This is a genomic window from Oscillatoria sp. HE19RPO (genome assembly GCF_024220515.1).
Lineage (GTDB): Bacteria > Cyanobacteriota > Cyanobacteriia > Cyanobacteriales > Laspinemataceae > Laspinema.
Genome location: NZ_JAMXOT010000263.1, coordinates 1 through 6985, shown reverse-complemented (window position 1 = coordinate 6985; position 6985 = coordinate 1). Strand labels below are relative to the sequence as shown.

General features: G+C 46.2%; 6 protein-coding genes, 1 pseudogene and 1 CRISPR repeat array. Of the genes and pseudogenes, 3 read left to right on the top strand and 4 right to left on the bottom strand.

The genetic code is table 11. From position 1 onward, the window contains the following. Positions 1-238 precede the first annotated feature (238 nt). Positions 239-877 (top strand): 1-acyl-sn-glycerol-3-phosphate acyltransferase, encoded by a 639-nt coding sequence (locus NG833_RS22100; RefSeq protein WP_254567437.1) that lies wholly within the window; start codon positions 239-241, stop codon positions 875-877. 339 nt (positions 878-1216) lie between these two features. Here the strand turns inward: NG833_RS22100 and NG833_RS22095 are convergent, their stop codons facing one another. The 3 genes from NG833_RS22095 to NG833_RS22085 all read right to left on the bottom strand — a co-directional run bounded on the left by NG833_RS22095 (position 1217) and on the right by NG833_RS22085 (position 3146). Further along, positions 1217-1828 (bottom strand): YdcF family protein, encoded by a 612-nt coding sequence (locus NG833_RS22095; RefSeq protein WP_254567436.1) that lies wholly within the window; start codon positions 1826-1828, stop codon positions 1217-1219. 184 nt (positions 1829-2012) lie between these two features. Then, positions 2013-2648, bottom strand: coding sequence for an LAGLIDADG endonuclease (locus tag NG833_RS22090; protein ID WP_254567435.1), 636 nt, complete (start codon positions 2646-2648; stop codon positions 2013-2015). Between the two features lie 279 nt (positions 2649-2927). Further along, a complete protein-coding gene (locus NG833_RS22085) occupies positions 2928-3146 on the bottom strand; it encodes a hypothetical protein (protein WP_254567434.1) in 219 nt (72 codons plus the stop codon). A 177-nt stretch (positions 3147-3323) separates the two neighbouring features. On the opposite strand from NG833_RS22085, the gene NG833_RS22080 reads away from it, so the two are divergent. Continuing rightward, the gene (locus tag NG833_RS22080) at positions 3324-3560 is read left to right on the top strand and encodes a hypothetical protein (RefSeq protein WP_254567433.1); all 237 of its coding nucleotides are present in this window, start codon (positions 3324-3326) and stop codon (positions 3558-3560) included. A gap of 397 nt (positions 3561-3957) precedes the next feature. Next, the gene (locus tag NG833_RS22075) at positions 3958-4896 is read left to right on the top strand and encodes a ParA family protein (protein ID WP_254567432.1); all 939 of its coding nucleotides are present in this window, start codon (positions 3958-3960) and stop codon (positions 4894-4896) included. Between the two features lie 207 nt (positions 4897-5103). Further along, positions 5104-6809: direct repeats of the CRISPR family, unit length 37 nt; unit sequence GTTTCAATCCCGTTGCCGGGATTCATTGTAATGAAAG. Between the two features lie 27 nt (positions 6810-6836). Here the strand turns inward: NG833_RS22075 and NG833_RS22070 are convergent. After that, a pseudogene (locus NG833_RS22070) lies at positions 6837-6985 on the bottom strand (IS630 family transposase); the annotation flags it as partial.

Here is a 6985-nt window from a genome sequence, read left to right as displayed (position 1 = left end):
TCCAAAAAATAAAACCTTCAAAAAACCCGCAGGCTCAAGCCTGGGGCTACACGGACAAAGCCCGCCTGCGCGGGCTAAAAGAGCCTTGTTAGGTGCGATCGCATCAAAGCAAGGATGATTTATTTGTTGGAATCCCCTTAACGATAGCGAGCAAGATGCTCGCACTCCCCAAAATTTACCTCATAACGGTGGAAACTGCTCTAAGATCCCATTCCTCATTGTTGATTGCTCATTTCTTGTGGAAAAAACCCGCGAACCTGTTGCCAGCTTAATTCTGTATAACTTGTTGAAGTGGTCGGTGGTTAGCCCCATGCTGCATACCTACTTCCGGGGGCGGATTTATGGCGCTCAAAATGTGCCACTGTCCGGCCCTGTAGTGGTGGTGAGCAATCATGCCAGTGATTACGACCCTCCGATTCTGTCTAGCTGTATGAACCGTCCGGTTGCTTTTATGGCAAAGGAAGAGTTATTCCAGGTTCCGGGTTTAAAACAGGTGATTTCTTTGTATGGGGCCTATCCAGTCCGTCGAGGAGAAAGCGATCGCGCGGCAATGCGATCGGCATTATCATCCCTAGAAGACGGTTGGGCAACGGGGCTATTCCTAGACGGTACTCGTAGTCCCGATGGACGCATTCACAACCCCAAACTTGGTGCGGCCCTGATTGCAGCTAAGGCGAAAGTACCTATCTTGCCGGTGAGTCTGTGGGGAACTCAGGCGATCGTCAAAAAAGGCAGTGTCGTTCCCAAACCCGTTCCGGTAACTATTCGCATCGGCGAGGCGATCCCCGCCCCATCTTCCACGAAGCGAGAAGAGTTGGAGGCGATCACTCAGCACTGTGTAGAGGTGATTCATGGGTTACATGATTTAGGTCGGTGAGGAGGATTAGGGGAGATGGGGGCGATGGGGGAGATGGGGAGGATGGGGGAGGATGGGGGAGGATGTTTGTAGTAACGACTTCAGTCGTTATCCCCCGTTCGTAGTAACGACTTCAGTCGTTTTCTCGCTGAAGCCGTGACAGACACCATGAGCGAATTAAGAGAACTGGAGGATCCGCAGAGGGGCGCGTTACTTGGCTGAAGCCAAGTAACGAGGAAACGACTGAAGTCGTTACTACAAACAATTTCCTGCATCTGCTTGTCAAGAGGAAACGACTGAAGTCGTTACTACAAACATCCTCCCCCATCCTCCCCATCTCCCCCATCTCCCCCATCTCCCCTAATCCTCCTCCCCCTGGGCTGGGGCAAACCTGGCCCCGGTGTGTCCGGTGGTGAGCCACAAAATGGCTCGGGCTCCATCGCGAATGGCTTTTTCGATGGGTTCGGGCGATCGCCCCGAGGGGACGGGGAGGGGCTTGAAGGTAATCCCCCGACTCCCTAACACAATCTCCCCAATCACTTGGGCGCGGCGCATATGATCATCGGAAGTAATCAGATACACACTCTCGATCCCCTGGGATTTTAATTGGTCAACCAGGGTGGTGAAATTGGTGACGGTATCCTGGGCTTGATAGTCTAAATGCACCCGTTCTAGGTCAATCCCGGCTTTGGAAAAGACCCATTCGGCATATTCTGGATTGCTGCCTCCAGAGACCCAGATTGGCAAATGGGGATGGTTTCGGGCAAATTCGGCGGCAAATTCTTCGCGCTCTAAAGCGCCCCCCAAGACTAACAGGGCTTGGGGGGTATCAATATAGTTTCTGATTTGTTTGTAGGCGATCGCGCCCATCAAGGACAATCCCAAAAGCAGCCATACCCAAGATCTGCCTGGGGACCGCTTCGTTTTTGCACTCCCGTGAAGTCTTCCTTTCAGACAGATCTTCAACAACATATCTCAAGTTACCAACTATTGATTGAGTAGTCACCGAACGAGCCACCCGAGTTCATGATCCATGAACCGGGTGCAAGTTTTCGTACTATAGACTAACAGAGAACGGGACTGGCCGGATTTGAACCGGCGACCTAGCGCTTCAGATTTGTGTGAGTTTCCTCACTCTCTGGACTATTCCTTCACCTTAGACTGGAGGTCCGTAGGTGGTGGCCGTTACGTTTGAGGAGGGTTGTACTTTATAGCGTAGACTGTCCGGGACATAAGGGGTGATGAAAGCGAGAAATCGTTTTCCTTCTTGAGTTCCCATTCTCAGTCGATAAGCATCGGAAGTTTTACTCAGGCCCCATTTGAATCCCCAAATTTCTGAAAAATAATCAATAATGATTTCATTTTCCCATTCGGAGAGGTCAGTGTTTAGATACACTTCTAGGGCGTGAATTTTCCCGTTCCTTTTTTTAAAGGACTTGGACCCTCGGTCTAAGAACCATAAGGCGATTCCAGCGGGGGTTAAGAGGTTTAGAAACTGAGTTGTGACAGTTTTAATCCCGCCGCAATAGAGTTTCTTAACCAAGACCCGAGTCAAGGGAATCAACTTCGGTTCTAAACAGAGGAGTTGCTCTCCCCGGTTGGTGGTTCGAGGTCGGATGCTAACCGGCTGTTGGGTGATTTGTTCGAGAAGTTGTTTTTTAAACAAAACGTAATTCTCTTGGGTGGCCCGATGGGAAATATAGAAATTGTTTTGATTTCTTTTTCCCTGACCCAATAACATCCCCACTAAAATGCCTCGTTGTTCTACTTTGGATGCGACATTAAAGTCCATCTCTAATGACTCTCTCAAACCAGTCTCTGCACCTTCCTTTGACAGCTAGAATCACAGGGGGACCGGATCAAACGTCAATTTTTTCCGATGCAGTGCTGTTGTTTAGCCGTTCAAAGGCTTGGCTCAAGATTACCTTATCTGTCCATTGGCTTTGATTGGAAAGCTGAATACAGACTTAGGCTTTCTTGAATTTGACCACATTCACTCCTGGAGTTTCCTCCAAGGTGCCCGATGCTTCAGGAGGCGCTTGCTCTATCCAACTGAGCCACAGCCCCAAGGCTAAATTGATTGTAGCAGAACTGGGGACAACTCGTCTGCTTTTTTACGGGTTGAGGGGGTTTGACGGGGACGGCGCGATCGCCTAGAAACCCTTGAGGTGGGGGGACTGGTGTAAATAAAGAGGCAGGCGGGGGCGATCGCCCGTCCCGTTGAGGGTCCTAGACCCCAGCAAATCCCTTCCCAGGGAGGAAGAAATCGGGGTTGATCGAAGGGTGACAAACAATGGGGTTGCGATCGGCATCACTTCACGAGTTTGGTTTCGTCACCTGAAAACGGGAAAACGCCTCACTATCCAGGGTAGGAAACATCACAGAAATCAGGAAATGCTCGTCACTGAGAAGCTTTGAGCAAAAGGCGATACTAAACTCATCAAAGAAAACAAGAGGGAACCTGACTATGATTCGCATCCGGGACATCGTACAACAAGCCTTGGCAATGGGTTATCTGACTGTGGAAGCCGAGGACCAGCTTAGAGATCTGCTCAGTGCTAAATATGATTTAGAAGACTTGAATGCCTTTATGACCCTACAGCACGCCAGTATGTCCGGGCGGATTAAGCAGCAGTCTAGGCTCATGCGCTACAAGACGACGGCGGAGGATAGGATCAACCCGGCATCTCGTCAGGCGGGATAACCGATGATTCTGTTCCGCCCTATTTTGGGGCGGCTTTGATTTTAGGCGGCAGAAACTTCTCCCAAAAATTGCAAGTTAAGGATTGAATATTTGCCAGAATTGCATCAACGGATCGGTTTAGGGTGAAGGGGCGATCGCCACCCCTGAAAGTTTAATTAAAACTGGATATGTTATCATTTTTAGAATTTTTTAAGGAATCGGGGGAGAGCAGCTTGATATTGGAGGTTGCTCTCAATTTTCGGACGTCAGGGCGATCGGTGGTGCCTTGCGGAATAAAGATCCAGTAAGGGGGTAAAACCCCCACAGGATTCGACCCATCACCCCCTATAATAAACGGGGACAACCGAGGGGGGGCTGATTAGTCCTAGCGTGCATCAAACTCAGGAGAACTCACGGCATGGCATACATTATCTCAACCATCAATATGAAAGGGGGCGTCGGGAAAACTACCCTAACCGTTAACTTAGCCGCCTGTTTAGCCAAAGACTATCAGAAACGAGTGTTAGTCGTGGATTTGGATACTCAAATTAGCGCCACCCTCAGTTTAGTTTCTCCCCATGACTTTTCTAAACTGCGGAAAGAAAAACGCACCTTAAAGCATTTAGTCAATGATTTTATTCAACCCATCAACCAAAAATCATTACCCATTCAAGATATTATTAAACCCTATATTGGGAATGTTAAAGGATTAGATTTACTCCCCGGAGACCTAGAAATCTATGATGATTTTATGGTTTCTGAAGTGCTCCATCGCAAAGCCTTGCGCCTCGGCAAAGATAACTTTGAAGAAGTTTGGACTAAATTAGAGCAGATTCTAGTTCGGGGAATTTTAGAGCCGGTGATGAAAGATTATGATTTCATCATCCTAGACTGCGCCCCCGGTTACAATTTATTGACCCGCAGCGCCTTAGTTGCCAGTGATTATTATATTTTGCCAGCCAAACCCGAACCCCTCTCTCTGATTGGAATTCAGTTATTAGAAAGACGCATTAACCAACTCAGAGAAATTTATAAAAACGACAATCCCCTGGATTTAGAAATGGTGGGAATAGTCTTTACCATGTCTGGGAATTTACTCACAGGTAGATATTACCGGCAAGTTATGCGCCGGGTCCATGATGATTTTGGAGAGACCAAAATTTTCAAAACCAGAATTCCAATGGATGTCAATGTTTCTAAAGCGGTGGATAGTTTCCTCCCCGTTTTTCTAACTCATCCCACCTCCATTGGAGCTAAATCTTTTTCCCAATTAACTGATGAGTTCATGCAAAAGCTGCAAATTATTGTAGAGATGAAAGAGCAGAAAAATAAGTTAAACTTAGTTAATTTAGACTAAGTTAAAAATAATTACGTATGTCGTTATTTTTGTTTGTAGTAACGACTTCAGTCGTTATCTTTAAGCAAATTTTGTTATCTTACAAAATCCTATTTTTTCCATGTTTTTGGACTCCTCAACCTCCCGGGTGATTTTTTAATTTTAAAACTCTAATTTATGCAGGGTAACCTTATCACTAATCTGCGTACATTTATGGGCCTGAAACAAGTTTCAATCCCGTGGCCGGGATTCATTGTAATGAAAGCTTGTATGACAGGTGTACTCAGCTTGTATGACAGGTGGTTTCAATCCCGTTGCCGGGATTCATTGTAATGAAAGTTCCATTCCATAGGGCGTTAAGGATATCGTGCGTGTTTCAATCCCGTTGCCGGGATTCATTGTAATGAAAGGTAGAAAACCAAATTTTTGAAATCCTTGAGGAACAGTTTCAATCCCGTTGCCGGGATTCATTGTAATGAAAGTTTAGTTAAAGCACGCAATCTTAGAATTAAAATCTGTTTCAATCCCGTTGCCGGGATTCATTGTAATGAAAGCCTCAGTCCTTAAGCTATCACCCCACCCCATCAAGGTTTCAATCCCGTTGCCGGGATTCATTGTAATGAAAGGGCGGATTTTATGGGCGTGATGGATGGCAAGATTCGTTTCAATCCCGTTGCCGGGATTCATTGTAATGAAAGAACTCATGAAAAATAAGCATAGTTCCCTTCGGTATCGTTTCAATCCCGTTGCCGGGATTCATTGTAATGAAAGCCAAGTTTAAAGTCATTCCATCAAAGCTCCTCTAAAGAGTTTCAATCCCGTTGCCGGGATTCATTGTAATGAAAGCCGAAATAGTATTGGCCGCTCAAGCCCTCTTGCTGTTTCAATCCCGTTGCCGGAATTCATTGTAATGAAAGCCACCGAGCCTCAATGCAATGCGTGATGTCGCTATGTTTCAATCCCGTTGCCGGGATTCATTGTAATGAAAGCTCTGACAACCGACCCGGATAGTGTTTTGCATGAGTTTCAATCCCGTTGCCGGGATTCATTGTAATGAAAGCTGATGGATTCGTTTTGCGGGATGAGTCCATTTACGTTTCAATCCCGTTGCCGGGATTCATTGTAATGAAAGCTGAATGCGTCAGACAGAACTAGCTCTGGCGGAAGTTTCAATCCCGTTGCCGGGATTCATTGTAATGAAAGCCTTTAACGCCGGAGCATTCCTCGGGGCAGCGATCGTTTCAATCCCGTTGCCGGGATTCATTGTAGTGAAAGCTAACGGGGATAATTATCCCCGGTACAATTATCGTTTCAATCCCGTTGCCGGGATTCATTGTAATGAAAGGTATTTAAGTGGCTCAGGTTTACCGTTGTTCAGTAGTGTTTCAATCCCGTTGCCGGGATTCATTGTAATGAAAGCAATAGAATTTATTGTTCCTTCAGAGCCAGTGGGAAGTTTCAATCCCGTTGCCGGGATTCATTGTAATGAAAGGCCCGGAAGCGTAAATGGCCGATAGCTTCCGGATGTCTTGTTTCAATCCCGTTGCCGGGATTCATTGTAATGAAAGACAATGGGGCCCAATTCCGTTTCTCTTACTGGGTTGAGTTTCAATCCCGTTGCCGGGATTCATTGTAATGAAAGAGCTTGGTTGCCTGCCGTAAGTTTGCTTGCGATTTGGTTTCAATCCCGTTGCCGGGATTCATTGTAATGAAAGCTTGCTCATCCCGATGGACGATTTATGGAAGGAAGGTTTCAATCCCGTTGCCGGGATTCATTGTAATGAAAGTCCTGGTCTGGGAAGACTCTAGCATTACTCATTACGAGTTTCAATCCCGTTGCCGGGATTCATTGTAATGAAAGTTTAACTATTTCGTTGTTCTCCAGAAGTTCTTTGATGTTTCAATCCCGTTGCCGGGATTCATTGTAATGAAAGTTGGAGACTCATTAAGCTGTTCAGCATTTAAATTGGGATAACTGCATTTCCCTTATTTTTTAATTTACGAGACCAGCGAATAATTAGCTCTCCTTCATTTAAAAGTTTATGTAATAAAGCCTCTAAATCTTCAATAGAGGTAAATAGTCGATGAGCAATGTATTCTTTAGCTGAAT